Below are 15,652 nucleotides of genomic sequence, written 5' to 3'. Positions count from 1 at the left end.
TTATTTTTCAAGATCTTTCAGGCCATCTATGATAGCATCATATTTCCTGCAGACCCTGTCCACAATGTCTCCGTCCACCTTTGAGTGTGTCGGGACAAGGATATCAGCTCCTTCGGAGATGTTCACTCCCTCACTGGATGTGCCATAATCGGGCGCTATGACACAACCTTCTGCAGAAACTCCAAGCCTCAGGTCGCTGACGATACGTGCGATCATATCTGTTGCAGGTTTCACCTTCTTGCTGATGACCAGCGCCTTTGATACATACCTGTCACGCAGATCTGTTATCAGTTCGATGTTCTCCTTTGATTTTTCAGGATCTGCAATGCTCTCAAGTGCGTTTATGGCATCGATTATGTCGCCAAATGTAGTGGATCTGACCTCGATTATCTCCCCATCGTAAAATTTACTGACCTTTTCCTCATAGCCTCTGGAGACTACCAGCTTAAACACATCTGCAAGGCTCTCAAGCTCTTCTTCTGTAGGGTTATAGGCATTGATGATCCTGTAATCCTTGATCCCGCAAAGATCCGCAAGTGACCTGTACATGGGGGTGATGCCCACGAACTTCCTTCCAAGCCACCTGTCAAGCCCTTCTTTCCCGCTCTGCTGCCGGGAAAGGTCAACGATCCTTTTCTTTATGGATTCCGGATCGTTGGAGCTAAGTCCGAAATAATCTGCGAAAAGCGGTGTTGTCTGGAGCAGTTTTGTCCTTCCGTGAGGGACTGCTTCGATAAATCCTCTTTCTTTAAGCTCACGTATGTGGTCGTATGTTGAATTGCCTCTCATGTCCACAAGCTCTGACTGGACCACTGGCTGGTGGTAAGCTATCATGGAAAGCGTACGCAGGATCGGAGCTCTCAATTCTTTTGGAGCCACCGGGCTTACAAGATCGGTATACTTCGGGTTGACCTGCATCACATAACGTCCGCCAAGGTCAACGATCTCCATGCCGCAGTCTCTTGCTGAATACTCTTCCATAAGGGTCTGGATAACGGGTGTGATGGTCTTTGCTGACTTATTAACGACCTTCGCGAGCGTCTGGGTGTCAACAGCTCCCCCTGCCGCAAAAAGTACGGCTTCTATGATCTCCTTGTCGTTCATATTTTCCTCTTCAAAATCATTCGATGGCGCAACCCTGATGGACATATAGCTCGCCAAAAAGTTCTTCCTGTGATAACCATACTCTCTTTTCAGCTGCAAGGAACAGAAGTGAAATGTATGTCATCATCTTTTCGGAGCGGCTGTTGGAATTATCGATAAGGTCCGAGAAAAGAACTTCTTCTCTATCCCTGAACAGCTCTTCGAGATACTCATAAAGGGTGTCCACCCTGCCCCTGATGTCTTCCTCATGCGCGATACCAAGCACATCATCTGTGGTCGCCCTGTCCATTACCTCGATACGATGGCGTATTCTTCTGTCCTTTCTTCTGGTCTCTACCTTCTCTGCTTTTTTAAGTTCCGTAATAAGCTCCTGGAGGGTTACAGGTCGTGTCGCAGTACGGCGGATGGGCAGTTTTGGGACTGGGTATTCTTCAATTTCATAGAAATCCATGTCGTCGTCCAGGAAATCTTCCTCTTCCTCCTCTTCTTCCTGAACGATACCTGTTGATTTCATCCTGAGGAGTATGGCTGCATACAAAAGTGTTCTGCCCGATATCCTCAGGTCCATGAGCTTCATATCTTCAATGTATGCAAGGAACTTGTCTGTAGCCTGGACGATATCGATGTCCCATGGGTTGATGTCGCCGTTCTTGGCAAGATTTACGAAGATCTCCACGGGTTCGCAGAGTACATCATCTGAAAACTCTATAAGGGATTCATCAACACCGAGGCTTCGGAGTGTTTCCAAAAATTCCGGGTCAACAGAGCTGTCGGAGATGCTGGTGATCTTCTGGATATTGCTTTCGCTTTCCTCTATATTTTCAGAAAGATCGTTCAACGTAATTTCACACCCGTAATGCTCGTGATATTGTTCTCCTGCATGGTGACACCGATGGTACGTTCAGCCGCTTCGATCATCGGTTTACGCAGGGATACTACAATGAACTGTGCTTTTGTTCCGGCCTTTTTAACACGCTGGGCGACCCTGTCTGCATTTGCACCGTCAAGGAACATGTCGATCTCGTCAAATGCATAGAATGGAGCCGGGCGGTATTGCTGGATAGCGAACACGAAAGCCAGGGCGGTAAGACTTTTCTCTCCACCTGACATCGCTTCCAGACGCTGGAGCGTTTTCTCTTTTGGCTGTGCCCGAAGTGTCAGTCCTCCATTGAAAGGATCTTCGTAATCATCAAGTACGAGTTCTCCGCTACCATCGGAAAGCTCGTTGAATATCTCTTTGAAAGGTTCATTGATGCCGTTGTATGTTTCCATGAAAGCATCTTTCTTCAGGGTCTCATACTGGTCGATACGGTCGAGGATCTGCTCCCTTTCATTGAAGAGGATGGCTCTTCTGGTCTTAAGGTCCACAACTCTTGCATCAACCTCGTCGTACTCATCAATGGCTCTCATGTTCACAGGTTCAAGCCTTTCCATAGCCTTTTCTATGGATGCTATCCTTGTGCTGACGGTCTCGTAATTTGGCACATCTTCGACCTCTTCGATGCCGCGCCTGTCCAGTTCTTCCTTCAGGTCTTTTGTCTGGTCAACAAGGGCACTCAGTGTGGCTTCCAGTGCCATCATTGTCTTGTCAGCATCGTCCAGTCTCGATCTGGTGGCAAGAAGATCCTTTTCCGCAGCGTTATACTCTGTTTGCTTAATGGCGCGTTTCTGTTGCATCTCCTTAAGTTCTTCCGTAAGTTCCTGTTCACGCTGCTGCTTGCTCTGAAGGGTGGCTTCCAGCTCGGTTATCTTCGCTTTAAAGCCGTCCACACGTTCACGGTGTGTGGATCTCTTTTCATCCATTTCCTTGACAAGCTGGCGACTGTCTTCTATCCTGGATGAAGCATACTCGCGGTCAAGGTTCAGTGCATTGATGTCAGCTTCAATGTCACGGATACGTCCGTCCAGCCTGCGCATCTCTTCATCGATGCGTTCAGCCTGTTTGTTAAGTTCAGGTATCTCTGATTCGGAAAGCTTCTCCTCAATGACGGCGATCTTCTCTTCCAGTTCCCCGGACTTCTCATCCTTCTCATTCTTTTGGGAAACGACCAGTTCCATTTCTTCGCGGAGCTTCGAGCGCTGTTCTTCTATCTCTGAAAGTTCGCTGTTCTTGTCCTCGATCAGCTGGCTGAGGCGTTCTGCCCTGCTGCCTATCTCCTCAAAGATCATTTCCTTCTTTGAGATCTCCTTCTCCAGCTCATGGATCTCACGGTTAATATCCGCAATATGGCTCTCAACGCTGTCCAGCTTCTTGATCGCAGTATTGCGTCTTGACTCAAATTCGGTAAGTTTTTCAGCGATCTTTATGAGCTTGTCCTTTTCAGAGGCTGCAAATGAGAGTCCAGATTTCCTTTGCATGGATCCTCCGGTCATTGCACCGCTCTTTTCAATGACCTCTCCTTCGAGTGTGACCATGCGAAGACCGCCGATGAGGCGGCGTGCATTCTCAAGTGTGTCAACAATAAGTGTGTCCCTGAATACGTACCAGTATGCAGCCTCGAACTTTGGGTCAAAGTCGATCAGGTCAATGGCATAGCCGATGACGCCCTGGCGGTCGGAAAGGTCCTTGTAAGGCCGCCTTGCCTCCATCTTGTTAAGTGGCAGGAAGGTTGCACGTCCTCCGCGCTGCTGTTTCAAAAACTGTATGCCACGTGATGCGTCCTGGTCAGTTTCCACAACGATCGCCTGCATACGTCCGCCTGCTGCAACACCAAGTGCTGTGGAATATTTCTGGTCCACGCTTCCAAGTTCGGCGATGGTGCCGTAGATTCCGGGAAGTCCGTGGTGTTTCTTCTCGGCGATTATCATGTCCACAGCTTTGGAATAATTGCTGGTATCCTCTGCCGCACGGACACGCGCTTCCAGCATTGCGTAATCCTGCTGCTGTTTTCTGAGCGTAGCTTCAAGGTCTGTTACTACGGTCTTTATCTGGAAACGATTGCTTTCAAGGTCATCAAGGTCCTTTGTCAGGGAATTTATCTGCTCGGTATTTTTTTCTATCTCATATTGCGCAGACTTTGTATCGCTGTCTGATGATTGTGCTTTAACCTTTGCATCCTCTATCTCGTTCTCGATATCCCTTACTTCTGCTGACCTTCTTCTCAGGGAGTCAAGCAGGCGATCTTCCTGTCGCATCAGCTCGCTCTTGTCGTTCCTGAAATTTTCCAGTTCATTCTTGAACGTTGTAAGCTCATCTCTGGTCTGGGCGAACTTCTCATCCACATCCGCTATCCTGCTTTGCAGGATCATTCTCTCGGTCTTTCTTTCGGATATCTCTGAAAAGATACTGTCCTTACGGAGTGTTTCCTCAGACAGCTTTGAATCTATTTCATTGACCCTGTTCTTCGTTTGCTCGATATCAAGGAACGCCTTCTTACGCCTGGAATCAATGTCTTCGATCTCATTATCTGCAAGTTCTATGCTGTTGACACATCTTGAGACCTCTCCTTTTATCTCCTCGATGTCCTTCTTGACCTGGATCTGCTCGTCCTCTCCCATCCTCTGGATCTCGGAGGTAAGCTCTTGAAGTTCTTTTTCAAGCTCTTCCAGTTTTTCCTGCTTCTGTTCAAGGGCTTGCTGCAATTTTTCCTGGACTTCCTTTTTTGCATCTATGTCCAGGTTCACGTTCTCAAGTTCCACCTTTGCATCCTTGAGCTTTGCAAGAAGTACGAAGCCTTCGAACTTCATTTTTTCCTGTTTGAGGCTCTGGTACTTCACAGCCTGGTCACGCTCGACCTTGAGCTTCTCCAGCTGCTTCTCAACCTCTTCTATTAATATGTCAGCCCTTTCGACACGTTCCCGGACGATCTCCAGTTCGTTCAGGGCCCTGTCTCTTTTGTTGTCGAATTCCGCAACACCGGCGATCTCATCGATGATCTTGCGGCGCTCACCTGCTGTCATGGTGATGATACGGGTAACATCACCCTGCATGACCACATTATAGCCTTCAGGGGTCACACGTGCCTTTGCAAGGTGGTTGTGGATGTCTGTAAGGCTGACCGCTTTCCCGTTGAAATAGAAATAACTATAATATCCGTTCTCTGTTTCCCTGATCTTCCTGCTGATGGTGATCTCTTCTTCGTCCACAGGCATCTCACGGTCGGCATTATCGAACTTTATCGTGACCTGTGCGAAATCAGGTTTTTTTGCCTTATCACCATTATAAATAAGGTCTGTCAGTTTTTCAGCCCTCAGGGTACGTGAGCTGGAAAGCCCGAGCACAAAAAGTATCCCGTCGATGATATTGGATTTTCCACTTCCGTTTGGTCCGGATATGGTGGTAAAATCATCAAAGAATGGTATTTTTATTTTTTTCCCAAAAGATTTGAAGTTTGTAAATTCAATTTCTTTGATGTACACGTGATTCCTCTGTCGTCGAGTTAAAATTATTTTTTGCGGGTCGTTGTGACGACAGTATCTTCATCATCACGGTCTTCTACGGTCTCGTACTCTGTTTCTGAGCGAGTACGAGGAGGTTTGCCTTCCTCCGCAACGATATATTCACATTCATCTTTCGGAGGTCTTGAATAATTCCTGTCCCGGGGCGCATCGATCCCATCCGCTACAATGTATTCGGATGGTATATCTCTTGTTTGCTCCTGTGCAGGTTTCTCGGTCCTTATTTCCCTGATCTCCATGTTGACCTCGTTCGGGTTTACCAGTTTGCTCCACTGTGATCCTGAAGATGTTTTTGATTCAGGGACTGTCATCTTTGGTACAGGTGGTTCAGTTATGTTCCTTTCAGGAATTGTGGTTGGTACAGCTTTTTTCTGACCGAACAGGGAATCTGCAAGCTGACCTTTTTTCCCCGAAACCTCAACAGGTTTTGGTGCAGGGGGGTTGAAAGGATTTTGTGTTGCTGTTACTTTAAATGGCTCAGTGTCTTCTTTTCGAGTGGTTGTGCTCATTGACCTGATCTGTGATTTCTGGTCGAGCAGTTCATCCATAACACCACTTAAATTGCTTGAAAGCTCCTGAACCTTCTGCTCGATCTTGACAAGACGGTTGTTGATATCGAGGTCATTCTTCAGGTTCTCGCGAAGTTCCTTCATGATAGAATCACGAAGTTTGGTGCTGATCGTCTCTATCTCTTCTTCCTTTTCAGTCAGTTTTCGCTCAAGCCTTTCTATAACAAAGTCCCTGTTTTCGGAGCTCATTCAATACCTCACAAACCTTTTGATCCCTTTTAATACCAAACCATTATCCTGTCCAGTAATAATGGTAAAAACTATAATATATCTTATGGTCACAATTTTCCTTTAAGATGTTCATTTTGCGGAAATGGAAGAACTATTTGTGATGGGGTCTTTCTCAACTACGAACACATGGTCTGCAGAATCGATCAGTGATTCATCGTGTGATACTATCAGGATCTGTCCAACACCGATGTCCCGCATCATGTCGATAAGTTTTATCAGCTGATGGATGTGTCCGCGATCAAGGAACACGGTGGGCTCGTCCAGTATCAGCGGTGGGAGCTCTGAACTGCCTGTAGTTCCGGGTGAATGTGACAATAAACGATAGATAGCGCACCTCAGCACAAGGTTGAATATCGCTCTCTCGCCTCCGCTCAACAATTTTGGTTCAAGGGCAGTGCCATCCTTTTCATAGATGGTAAGATTGTATTCCTGGTCAAGCTTGATGTGCGAGTATGCATTGTTGGTGTACATGAAAGAGAATATCTCATTGAGTAACCTGTCAAGCGCATCAATATTCTTTGCACGCAGTTCAGCACGCAGTCGTATGTACATGGTCTCAAGCTCTTCCGCGTCATTGTAAACGGCTGCCAGAAACTCCTTCTTATTGGTAAGCAACTTGTGCTTTTGCTTAAGTTCATTAAGCCTCTTGATCTCTCCTTCGACGCGCCCCACTTCCTTGTGAAGCTCCTTTATCCTCAGGTTCGATCTTTCCAGTTCGGAAACGATATTTTTGTACGCACTTTCGTACTGCATCTTTTCGGTCTGGAGCTTATCTATATTGACATCGCCAAGTACCTTTTCCAGGTGGTCAAGACGCTGCTTCCTATCCTTTATCTGCTCCTCGAACAGTCCGACCTTTTCCAGCCCGTTATTGATCCCGTCCTGTAACCGTTGTATGTCATTCTGGACCTTACTGATCTCAAGCTGGTTAGTTCGTATATTTCTTGCAACATCGAGCTTCTCTTTTACAACTTTGTGAGAATCCCTCGCAGCAGTTTCATCTTTTCCCAGGGAAATAATATCTTCCCTGATCTTCCTGATCGATATCGTGACCTCAGTGATCTGCTCTTTAAGACCACTTTCCTTCTTCCTCTCTTCCCTGATGGTCCTGTGGTTCTCTTCGATCAGCTTCTCATTGGCAGCGATGTCTTTCTTCTTTATCTGGGTCAGGTGATCGTTCTCTACGATCCTTTTTGCAATTTCCTTTGCTTTCCTGACACGTTCCACTTTTGTTTCCACTTCTGCCTGTTCGGAACGTATGCTCTGGAGCTCGGCCAACATCTCGGCCTTTTGTTCTTCATCCACTGCTGTTTCTTCGCATATCTTTGAGCCTTTAAGGTCCTGTCCGCAGGTGGGGCACAGTCCCTTGTCCAGTAGCTCCTTGGATTTCTTCACCCTTTTCTCAAGCTCTGCAAGGGTGGCAGACCTTTCCCTTTCCTTTCCGTGAAGCTGTTTTTGCTTCATGCTCAGAAGTTCAGCAATATCCTCTATATTTTCAAGTTTATCAGCAGGGAATCCAAGTTCAGAGGCTTCCTTTGATCTGTTAGCGTTCTCATCATCCAGTTTCCTGCTTTCTGCAGAAAGCCTTTCAATATCTTCCTGAATGGTTTTGATCTTGGCTTCCTTATTCTGTATGGCAATGGATGTCGTCTTTACCTGTTCATTCAGGTTAAGGAGGAATTCATTCTGCGATCGCTCACTGCTTTGTGCCAGTTCCCTCTTTTTGACAATGCTGCTGACAACATCCCGGGCACTGACCTCCTCTTTCTCTATGGATACACTATAAATCTCAATATCAGCATCTTCTGGAACATTTATCTGTTTGGAAAGGTCGGCAGTTGCACTTTTAAGCTGCTGGACTTCCTGCCTGCCGGAACCAACAAGGTTCCTGGATCTCTCAATTTCACTGTATGTTGTCGTTATCTTTGACTTGAAGCCTTTTATCTCAAGATCGATCGCTTTCTTTTGCTCCTGGGTTTCTGTGTATTTGCTTATCTTCTCCCCAATGGATTCCACAATTCCTCTGGCACGCTCTTTCTTAGACTCAAAATCAGTAATTTTCGCTCCGGTCTCATTCATCTCAGTTTTGACTGTATTGAGCACCTGGTATGGGTTGGAGCTTTCAATATTTTCAATATCTGCAACGTTGTCCTTGATGCGAGCGTCTGTTTCTCTCTGATGTCTTCCCACACCTTTCCTCGCACTACCTGCACGCTCCCTGTACTCTTCCAGTTTCCCTATCTGGAGCAGGTCATCGATCATCCGCTGCCGGTCCTTTGTCTTTGCATTGATCAATACATCGACCTCTCCCTGGCGGATGTACACGCAGTTCTTGTAGGCTTCCTCGTCCATTTTCAGAAGTGCTTTTACAGCTTCATAGGTCTGGCTGGCCTGGTCGACCATGATATCCCCGTCGATCTTGAATACCGACTTGTTGTTGGATGCACTTCCGGTCCTGGGATTTATCTTGTACCCCTGCTCAATGTTGTACTCATGTCCTTTGTTATCAAAATCGACCAGAATGGATGCCTTTGTTGCACCCTTGCGGATAAGGTCGGAAAGCACGAATTCCTTTGAAAGGGTGCGGCTACCGAAAAGTCCTGTGAAACATGCTTCCAGCAGGCTGGATTTACCGCTCCCGTTCACACCGGATACCACGGTAACTCCATCTTCAAAGCTTATGTCAAGGTCTTTGTAGCTTCTAATGTTCTCAACACGTACCCTTTTCAGTTTCACAGGTAGTCCCCCAGATTGTATTGCTTTGGTTTCGGGGCTTCAACTTCCTTTTCCTTTGAACCATTGGTCTCAGATGGTTCGGTCATATCGGAGGTTATGTCAGATAGTTCGGGTGGTTCATCATCTGTTTCTGGTGGTTCAGTTTCATCCTTAACCACGATCTCCTCTGGGGCAGCATCTTTTTCGGGCACATTGCGGACGTTATATTCTTCAGGGGTTTCAGCAACCTGTTGAACATCCGCAGCTTCCTGGCTCTCGGTTTTATCAGCAACTGTTACGATTTCCGTACCTTCGTCGCTTTTTGTATCCTTTTGGATCATGTATGTTCCCGGCTGCATAAAATCAATACTTGAAAGCAGGTTGCCTATTCGTGTTTCAGCTTCAAGGTCGACCTTTGTCTTGGGAACGCCCGGATCCCTTACTATTTCGTCTATCATGATGCCGCCGCTGGTAAGTGTCATTTTCCCGATCTCTTTTTTGACTGCTTCGTCAGGATCTGAAAAGGAAACCTCTACTGGTTTATCCTCCTGGATATCTTCTCCGCGCCTCATGTCCCTTATACGGGTTACAAGGACCTTCTGGTTCGCAAGGAACTCCTCTATCTCATTGTAGGATATCGTGACTTCCGGGTTTCCTGATATATCCACAAAGACAACTTTTTCAGAAACATCATACTCTTTGACGGTATTGATGATCAGCTCGTAGGCACTATCCATGTCCCGCAGCTCAACCGGAATGAACAGGAACTCGCGGGTGAGGATGTTACGTCTGCCGATTTCGATGCCGTTATCATTTATCGTAATAATGTTATACGTGCGGGCATCGCTTTCGGCTGCACTGTTACGTTCTGTGCTTCCACAATAGGTTACCCAGGTCTGCAAGACCCTGGTTTTTTCATTCTTGTGATAATCTCCCAGCAGGATGGCATGTACGTCAAAAGGAAGGCCGTTGATGACCTCCTCGCAATCCCACTCGCCAAAGGGGAATGGGGACATCAGCTGGTGCATTACTACAATGTTGAATTCTCCACAGTTCTCATCTGTGAACTTCGAATAATCAAAAAGCGGTATCTTCGATCTCGGGACATTGTCGATTCCATAGATGGCAACATTCTCTATCCTGTATGGGTCGGTCCCAAGCCGAATAGCGATCTCCATGCTCTCGAACAGGTCAAGCCATTGGGTATGCTGCTTGCTTTCGTGGTTTCCCACTATAGATAGGAACGGGATATTGTATGGTTTTAGCTTTGAGAGTATATTGATCGTGTCAAGGATGTCCTCAAGCGTAGGGTTCCTTGAATCAAAAAGGTCGCCTGCATGGACAACAGCATCCATCTTCATCTCAATGGCATCATCAATGACCCTGGAAAAAGCATCAATAAAATCCTGCCTGCGCACTTCACTATGGTACTGCCGGTATCCGATATGTGTGTCAGCAGTATGCAGTATTCTGATATCCCTCTCCATGTGCCATTGTATAGTCTCTCATATACTTTTAAGCTTGTTGTTTTTACTGTCTCGATGAATTATGCTACGAATGTCTACTTTTTATTAATTCGATGAGTTAAATTTAATATGTAGTAAGCTCATCTTTAGCAGGCATTTCGATTATTATTATGATGATCGATTGACCGGTGGGGTCCGGTCTGTAATTTAAGAGAGGGTATTAAATATGGTTTATAATATTGAATTTGGGGGAGTTGAAAGGCATCCTGATATCAGAATGCTTCATGATATGAAAGAGGTCGTCTGCGACAGAGATTGGTTCGATTCAGTTGATGACTTCGAACTCTATTATATGTTCAGGCATCTTTCCAGATCCGAGGCAGAACTTAAACATATCAACAAGCAACACCTGCGTTATGACATCACGGTAATTCCTCCGGGAATGATGGGGCGTGAATTTGTAAAGACTGCAGGTCATTATCATCCGAACGTTCCGGGTGAGAATATATCCTATCCTGAGGTGTACCAGGTGCTTGAGGGTGAGGCAACCTACCTTTTGCAGAAGCATGAGGTCGATGATATTATCGATGTTGTGGCAATAAAGGCAAAAGCAGGAGACATTGCACTCATTCCTCCGGAGTATGGTCATGTTACCATCAATGCATCCGATGAACCTCTGAAGATGGCTAACTGGGTATGTTGTGACTTTGCTTCCAGTTATGTACCATTCAGGGATATGGAAGGTGGGGCATATTATCTGCTGGATAAAGGTTTTGTCAAGAATCCTCGTTATAAGGACCTTCCTGAGCTAAGATATATCACTCCGGTGGACATTCCGGAATTTGGTCTTACATGTGGCAGGGATATGTATGAACTTATAAAAGACACTGAAAAACTGCGTTTCCTGAAACAACCGCAGGATTTTGTAGGGGTATTTGAGAGCATCCTCACAATTTGAGGTTCTCTTTCTATATTTATTATAAGTATGCGGACACACAAAACTATAATAAGGTAATTTCCTTACTTTATGGAAATGACAAGGTGTCTCTATGATCAACAAACCACATAGTGTCCAGTTCACTTCATCTCGTATTGAAGACCTTATGTTCAGGACCACATTCGACCCGGTTGCAATGGCAGGTGATGTTATCATCAATCTGTCTCTCATCAAGGAAGAAGATCTTGAATCTATTCTCGATGTTTACGCGCTGGCTATCAGGGGCGGATTGTCGGTCAGTCCTTTCCTCAAGATAATCAAAGCTGGGGAAAGTATTGGCGATTTCCGGATCTCCGAGGGTGATGTGGGCATTGCCACAGTTTGTAGTATTACCATCGATGGTGTGCTCTTGAAAGGTGGTGTCATGATCAACCCTAAACTTGGAGGGGTCGTGCAGATCAAGAACGGGCATCCGGTGAGGTTCACCGATGTTGTGACCTATGTCAGCACAACTATCGATCCTCTTGAGGTACTGATGTCGCAGGATGTTACTTCTGTATCCCAGATGTTAAGAACAGGCTCAGGCAAGATCCTTGCGAATCTTCGTGAAGCGCCACTGGTAGCAAGGGACGATATCGACCATATTCTCTCTGATATGCTGGATGCAGGTATCAGCGGAATAATGGAAGTTGGGGAGCCAAACTCCAGGGTGCTTGACGTGCCGGTGGAGCGTGATCATCTCGGCGTTGTTGTCATTGGCGGGACCAACCCTATGGCAATGGCAAAGGAGCAAGGGTTTGCGGTTCGCACAAACGCGATGTCAACTTTGATAGACATAGATGAGATGAAACACGTCGATGATTTTGTCTGATCACTTTTTGCGCAATTGCTCACCAATGACGGAATCGAGCTTTTGCAGGAATTCTTCTTTTACATTGAATGGTATGGTGGCACCTGCTGCGATATCGTGACCTCCTCCTGCGCCTCCTATCTCTGCTGTTGTCACCGCCATGGCTTCAGACAGGTTGAGCCCTTTCCTGATCAGATCCTGCGTTCCGCGGGCTGAGACCTTTACACCGTCCTTCGAATCTGCAAAGGCTATTATCGGAAGGGAGCGGTTTCCTGCGATGGATGTGCTCATGCCTGCAATGATCCCAACGATGGTCTCCATTATATTGGATCCTGCATCGAAATACTGGATGTTGTTGAGTTCTGTGATGCCGTTCTCCTTGACGAACATAAGTCCGTTCACAAGGTTCTGCCGGTGCTCGCTCAGCAGCTGGCGGGCGGATTCATAAGCTTTGCCGCGATCGCCCATGCAGACCGCCAGGCCAATGTCCGCATGTCCGTAGCGTGCTGTGGCGTTGAGCAAAGTGGAATATTCTGATGCATCTCTCATTTCTGTGCCTTCCTTTTCTTTCATGAGCAGGTATACCTCTCCAATGAGTCTCTCGATCTTGTATGGTGGTAAGCCTGAACGAAGGCAGTATTGCACGAGGGCGGATACAACTTTCTGCTTGTCATTTTGCTCAAGGTCGATCCATCTTCTCCAACGTTCATCCCCGCTGAAGCGTATTCCAAGGTCATGCAAAAATCCAATGCATGCATCTTCATTTCCGGTAAGTCCGGGAAGGTATGGGTCGGATGCGAACTGGAGTAGTTTGAAGACAGGGCGTGTCTGTTTTCCGAAGAGCATTATGTCCTTCTCGTAACTCAGGCTGCCTTCCTTTGCCCCCTCTTCGAGGATGTAGCGGTTAATTCCTGTAAGATGTCCTCGTTTCAAATGCTGTAGGTCCCCTATGGCTCCAACTATGGCAAGGTCGGCAAGATCCCTGTTGTCCCCAAGGGCATTTGCAAGCATGTAGGTCATTCCGGAGCCGCTGAGCTCGTATGATCCGTTGAACCCGAAAAGGTGGGGGTTTAGGTGATGTTCCAGTTCTCCCCGTGGCTGGTGATGGTCTGATATTATTGAATTGATGCCGTGTGAGTTGAGCGACTCTATCATACCGCTGCCAAGGTCAGTGAAGATCGCAAGTTCCGGATTCTGGTTGGCTATGGCCTCAATTTCAACTTCGTCCAGTTGCTTGACAAAATGGATGGAATGATCAATGCCTGCCCTTTCGAGAGCTTTGCCAATGATCCCGGCGGATGTAAGGCCGTCAGCATCTATGTGTGAGACTACATATACAGAATCGTACCTCTGTATTTCAGATGAACACTTCAAAGCTTTTGACCTTATCTGTTGGATTTTTTCAATCATTTATATGCTCCAGTACGATCTATTACTCAATGATCCTTTTTCCGGCTCTCCATTTTACAGGTTCTATCAGATAATGGCCGCTCTTGCGCTCGATCGGTGGGTATGTTTGTATCTCTTCAACCGTGTATTTGAGCGATGACTCATCATGGAACCTGCTGTAAAGGTCATCCCATGGGATAATATGTGCTTTTCTTGCACATCCTGCTCCCATTCTCAGTTCGACCGCCAGAAATCCGTTACGTCCGGATCTTCTCAGGAAGTCGGATATGCGGTCTATCTGGTGTGAACCTTTCTTGTCTACTGTAAAATGCTGAGTAAAATAAAGTGCATTGGCACCTTTTTCTACCGATATGCTCTTGCATTCTATGCCCATATAATAGTCCGGGTTCAGGGAGTCTACCAGGACGTCCAGGAACTGCGGTGTGAATCGGTGCTGTTTGAGACGATGCGCTATCCCTCTTACGTTATTCTTTTCAAAAAAAGCATTGAACGACTGCACAAGTTCCCTTTCGAATTCTGTCATATCATAACCTTATCCTGTCTTTTTGTTTAGATAATATTGGCATCTTTTAAAATGTTGTTCGCTTAAGGCGGCGTTACATTGATGTATTACTGATGTAATGTAGGGTGTGATGAACAAGAAAACAATGGAGATCGTTCTGGGCATAGGCTCAGTGCTCATGTTTATTGTAATGCTTATATTCGTGCATCTTGCTGGAATAGAGCCTCAGGGATATGGTTTTACAGCAGCTTTAATGTTGTTCGTACTGGCTGTTTCTTTTGCTGGTATCAAAATAACACGTATTGACTAAGCAGATCAATATTATGCCGGTTCTTACAAGATATCTGGAATATAGTACAAAAGGTAATTCCGAGATAATCGATATAACTGACGATGTCATCAGGTCAGTGAGTGGATCCGGAATTAGTAATGGGAATGTTACTGTTTTTGCGGCAGGTTCTACTGTGGCAGTGACGACTCTCGAGTATGAACCCGGACTTATTCATGACCTGCAGCAGGCACTTGAACGTATAGCACCGCAGAATATCGAATATAAGCACAACGAGCGATGGCATGATGGCAACGGTCATTCACATGTGCGTGCATCTCTTCTGGGTCAAAGTGAATCTTTCCCGTTAATAGATGGCAGGTTACTTCTTGGGACCTGGCAACAGATAATATTCATCGATCTGGATAACAAGGCACGGTCACGCAAATTGGTCGTTCAGATCGTTGGTGAGTGAATCGATTTAAAAATAGTAGAAAAGACCGTCCGTTGTTGGACAGTCCTCTGTCGTTTTTTAGCTTTTTCCGTTTTTTAAGTTGCAGTATTACTGCTTCATCAGGAACTCTATGAAATCCGGGCTGAGTCTTGTTTCCCTGACCATTTTCTCATTGATCTCTTCTTCGGAAAGGCCTTCTGCCCTGTAATCTTTTATACGGTCGTAGACGCTCTGTGATACTTCAGAGTACTCATTGATGTCTTTTCTGTGGCCCCATACGTCACCTTCAAGAAGGTTGATGCCCTGCATCTCAAGATACATCTTGGCGGATTTGGATATTGTTTTCTTGTATGAGCTTGGTATGTGAAGTGCTTTTACACTAGGGCATTTTACAACTAATGAGAATATGTCTGTGTTTGATGGTCTGAATGCAAGGTGTACAATCTCTTCGTTTTCACTCAAGGACTGGATCTCTTCTTTTGAACTTACAACTCTGATCTTCATTTTTGTCACTTCCTTTTTTTAGAGCATGCCTATATTTTTCAAACACACTTTCAAATATATTTTCACATCGCTCTTATTGTATATACAACACCCACTTCTATATAAAGATTATCGAATGGTGGTTGAAAAAATTACACGGTATTATTATCTGATATACGAGCACTATAAAAGAATTCGGCAGTTTTAAGATGGATCGTGTTGTTCTCACATTCTGGTCTAAGATGAAATTGTAATGATGCAATTA

At 45.8% G+C, this 15,652-nt stretch carries 13 protein-coding genes; 4 read left to right on the top strand and 9 right to left on the bottom strand.

Annotated features, from left to right (window positions below; all coding sequences use genetic code 11):
• The 6 genes from scpB to J7W08_RS08970 form a co-directional block, all read right to left on the bottom strand.
• Positions 1–1,104 carry an SMC-Scp complex subunit ScpB gene (scpB, locus tag J7W08_RS08995; protein WP_233085749.1) on the bottom strand — a complete coding sequence of 368 codons (1,104 nt, stop codon included), beginning with the start codon at positions 1,102–1,104 and terminating at the stop codon, positions 1–3.
• Positions 1,105–1,120: 16 nt separating this feature from the next.
• A complete protein-coding gene (locus tag J7W08_RS08990) occupies positions 1,121–1,942 on the bottom strand; it encodes a segregation and condensation protein A (protein ID WP_233084157.1) in 822 nt (273 codons plus the stop codon).
• The gene (smc, locus tag J7W08_RS08985) at positions 1,939–5,463 is read right to left on the bottom strand and encodes a chromosome segregation protein SMC (RefSeq protein WP_233084156.1); all 3,525 of its coding nucleotides are present in this window, start codon (positions 5,461–5,463) and stop codon (positions 1,939–1,941) included. Before smc ends, J7W08_RS08990 begins: the two co-directional genes overlap by 4 nt.
• Positions 5,464–5,489: 26 nt before the next feature.
• Positions 5,490–6,260, bottom strand: a complete 771-nt coding sequence (locus J7W08_RS08980) for a magnesium transporter CorA family protein (RefSeq protein ID WP_233084155.1) — start codon at positions 6,258–6,260, stop codon at positions 5,490–5,492.
• Positions 6,261–6,371: 111 nt separating this feature from the next.
• Positions 6,372–9,038, bottom strand: a complete 2,667-nt coding sequence (locus J7W08_RS08975) for an AAA family ATPase (protein ID WP_233084154.1) — start codon at positions 9,036–9,038, stop codon at positions 6,372–6,374.
• The gene (locus J7W08_RS08970) at positions 9,035–10,504 is read right to left on the bottom strand and encodes a metallophosphoesterase family protein (RefSeq protein ID WP_233084153.1); all 1,470 of its coding nucleotides are present in this window, start codon (positions 10,502–10,504) and stop codon (positions 9,035–9,037) included. The genes J7W08_RS08975 and J7W08_RS08970 overlap by 4 nt, the downstream gene beginning before the upstream one ends.
• A gap of 205 nt (positions 10,505–10,709) precedes the next feature.
• Here J7W08_RS08970 and J7W08_RS08965 point away from each other — a divergent pair, with 205 nt between their 5' ends.
• Both J7W08_RS08965 and J7W08_RS08960 read left to right on the top strand, forming a co-directional pair.
• Positions 10,710–11,441 (top strand): glucose-6-phosphate isomerase family protein, encoded by a 732-nt coding sequence (locus tag J7W08_RS08965; protein ID WP_233084152.1) that lies wholly within the window; start codon positions 10,710–10,712, stop codon positions 11,439–11,441.
• 91 nt (positions 11,442–11,532) lie between these two features.
• Positions 11,533–12,291, top strand: coding sequence for a DUF128 domain-containing protein (locus tag J7W08_RS08960; RefSeq protein WP_233084151.1), 759 nt, complete (start codon positions 11,533–11,535; stop codon positions 12,289–12,291).
• Here J7W08_RS08960 and recJ read toward each other — a convergent pair whose 3' ends face one another.
• Both recJ and J7W08_RS08950 read right to left on the bottom strand, forming a co-directional pair.
• Complete coding sequence (gene recJ, locus J7W08_RS08955; protein ID WP_233084150.1) at positions 12,292–13,680, bottom strand: RecJ family nuclease; 1,389 nt, start codon at positions 13,678–13,680, stop codon at positions 12,292–12,294.
• Between the two features lie 22 nt (positions 13,681–13,702).
• Positions 13,703–14,203, bottom strand: coding sequence for a hypothetical protein (locus tag J7W08_RS08950; RefSeq protein WP_048195672.1), 501 nt, complete (start codon positions 14,201–14,203; stop codon positions 13,703–13,705).
• A gap of 109 nt (positions 14,204–14,312) precedes the next feature.
• Here J7W08_RS08950 and J7W08_RS08945 point away from each other — a divergent pair, with 109 nt between their 5' ends.
• Entirely contained in the window at positions 14,313–14,492 is a 180-nt protein-coding gene (locus J7W08_RS08945; protein ID WP_048195670.1) for a hypothetical protein, read from the top strand.
• A 13-nt stretch (positions 14,493–14,505) separates the two neighbouring features.
• The gene (locus J7W08_RS08940) at positions 14,506–14,925 is read left to right on the top strand and encodes a secondary thiamine-phosphate synthase enzyme YjbQ (protein ID WP_233084149.1); all 420 of its coding nucleotides are present in this window, start codon (positions 14,506–14,508) and stop codon (positions 14,923–14,925) included.
• Positions 14,926–15,012: 87 nt separating this feature from the next.
• Here the strand turns inward: J7W08_RS08940 and J7W08_RS08935 are convergent, their stop codons facing one another.
• Entirely contained in the window at positions 15,013–15,408 is a 396-nt protein-coding gene (locus tag J7W08_RS08935) for a DUF1699 family protein (protein WP_048195665.1), read from the bottom strand.
• Positions 15,409–15,652 lie beyond the last annotated feature (244 nt).

The organism is Methanococcoides orientis, assembly GCF_021184045.1.
In the GTDB taxonomy this organism is placed as follows: domain Archaea; phylum Halobacteriota; class Methanosarcinia; order Methanosarcinales; family Methanosarcinaceae; genus Methanococcoides; species Methanococcoides orientis.
Note: the sequence above shows the minus strand (reverse complement) of the source record. Positions and strands in the feature narration are given on the sequence as shown.

Bases quoted from the DNA above. Each gene is read 5' to 3' on its own strand.
- scpB (WP_233085749.1), bottom strand. From the start codon at position 1,104: ATGAACGACAAGGAGATCATAGAAGCCGTACTTTTTGCGGCAGGGGGA.
- J7W08_RS08980 (WP_233084155.1), bottom strand. From the start codon at position 6,260: ATGAGCTCCGAAAACAGGGACTTTGTTATAGAAAGGCTTGAGCGAAAA.
- J7W08_RS08970 (WP_233084153.1), bottom strand. From the start codon at position 10,504: ATGGAGAGGGATATCAGAATACTGCATACTGCTGACACACATATCGGA.
- J7W08_RS08965 (WP_233084152.1), top strand. From the start codon at position 10,710: ATGGTTTATAATATTGAATTTGGGGGAGTTGAAAGGCATCCTGATATC.
- J7W08_RS08960 (WP_233084151.1), top strand. From the start codon at position 11,533: ATGATCAACAAACCACATAGTGTCCAGTTCACTTCATCTCGTATTGAA.
- recJ (WP_233084150.1), bottom strand. From the start codon at position 13,680: ATGATTGAAAAAATCCAACAGATAAGGTCAAAAGCTTTGAAGTGTTCA.
- J7W08_RS08950 (WP_048195672.1), bottom strand. From the start codon at position 14,203: ATGACAGAATTCGAAAGGGAACTTGTGCAGTCGTTCAATGCTTTTTTT.
- J7W08_RS08945 (WP_048195670.1), top strand. From the start codon at position 14,313: ATGAACAAGAAAACAATGGAGATCGTTCTGGGCATAGGCTCAGTGCTC.
- J7W08_RS08940 (WP_233084149.1), top strand. From the start codon at position 14,506: ATGCCGGTTCTTACAAGATATCTGGAATATAGTACAAAAGGTAATTCC.
- J7W08_RS08935 (WP_048195665.1), bottom strand. From the start codon at position 15,408: ATGAAGATCAGAGTTGTAAGTTCAAAAGAAGAGATCCAGTCCTTGAGT.